Source organism: Elstera litoralis (genome assembly GCF_000963705.1).
Lineage (GTDB): Bacteria > Pseudomonadota > Alphaproteobacteria > Elsterales > Elsteraceae > Elstera > Elstera litoralis.
Genome location: NZ_LAJY01000711.1, coordinates 1 through 1,450 on the forward strand (window position 1 = coordinate 1; position 1,450 = coordinate 1,450).

The 1,450-nt window shown below is 56.4% G+C and carries 1 protein-coding gene and 1 pseudogene; both read left to right on the forward strand.

Annotation, left to right across the window (positions count from 1 at the left end; translation table 11 throughout):
- Window positions 1–447 (forward strand): annotated as a pseudogene (locus tag VZ95_RS26135) (long-chain fatty acid--CoA ligase); the annotation flags it as partial.
- Window positions 448–459: 12 nt separating this feature from the next.
- Window positions 460–1,353 (forward strand): branched-chain amino acid ABC transporter permease, encoded by an 894-nt coding sequence (locus VZ95_RS19225; protein WP_045777297.1) that lies wholly within the window; start codon window positions 460–462, stop codon window positions 1,351–1,353.
- Window positions 1,354–1,450: the final 97 nt, after the last annotated feature.

Here is a 1,450-nt window from a genome sequence, read left to right on the forward strand (position 1 = left end):
GACCACCGCGATTACTTGGCGGCGATGATCTGCATTCGCTATCCGGTCGTCTCCAAATGGGCGGAAAAGAACCGGCTTTCCTTCACCACCTATTCCGATCTGTCAGCAAAGGACGAAACCTACGCGCTGCTGCACCGGGAAGTGATGAAGATCAACGAGGGGCTGCCGGAGTTCCAACGCATCCGCAAGTTCCTGCTGCTCTATAAGGAACTGGATGCCGACGATGGCGAACTCACGCGCACCCGCAAAGTGCGGCGCGGCGTGGTCAATGAAAAATACGCCGACATTATTCAGGCCGTTTATGGGGATGTGGATATCGTTCCGATTGATACCACCATCGTGTTCCAAGACGGCACCAAGCAACGGATTAAAACCAGCGTGCGCGTGATCGACCTGCGCGAAGCTTCTGGCCTTGCCAGCGGCGGCGCGCGGCCGCGTGCGGCGTAAGGGAGCGCTGAGATGGATCTTACCCTGCTCGGGCAATTGCTGCTCAACGGTATAATCGTCGGCACGCTCTACGGCGTCGTCGGCATGTGTTTCGTGCTGATTTATAAGGCGAGCCAAGTGGTGAACTTCGCCCAGGGCGAGTTTCTACTGATCGGCGCCTGGGTCTGCTGGTTTTTCCTCACGAAATATCAGGTTCCCTTCTTCATTGGTTTTCTGCTCACGCTGGCCTTTATGGCCGCCTTCGGCGTGCTGTTGCAGGTGGTCGTTCTGCGGCCTTTGATCGGCGAGCCGATTATCTCGGTGATTATGGTCACGATTGGTCTCTCCATCGTGTTCCAGGCTGCGATGAAATGGGGGTTCGGCGTTTATGCCCAGGCCTTCCCGCAGATTTTCGAGAAGCAATCCTTCAGCCTCTTCGGCCTACAGGTGAAAACCGCCTATGGGCTGTCGCTGGCGGTTTCGGTGCTGATTATGGCCGGGTTCGCTTACTTCTTTAAGTATACGCGCTATGGGCTCGCCATGCGCGCGACGGCCTATAATCAGCAGGCGGCGCAGAGCCTTGGGATATCGATCAAACAGGTGTTTGCCCTGGCCTGGGCGATTTCGGCGATGGTGTCTACGGTTGCGGGGGTTGTCGTTGGGTTGGTAAATGGCGTGTCGTCGGCGCTGTCGGCCTTCGGGATCAAGGTGTTCCCGGCGGTGATCTTGGGCGGGCTCGATTCGGTGATCGGGGCGGTCGTCGGCGGGTTGATCGTCGGTCTCTTAGAGAATTTCGCCCATTATATCGACAGCCAGTTCCTCAATTGGGGGAACATGTACGAGGTCGCGCCGTTCTACGTGCTGATCTTGATTTTGATGATTAAGCCCTACGGCCTCTTCGGCACCAAAGACATCGAACGCGTTTAACCTTTCAGGGGAAAGATCATGGCCGGTACAAGCATGCGCCCCTGTGGGGATTTTCGAACCACTTATGCGGCCGATACGCATATTTTTGACACAAGGA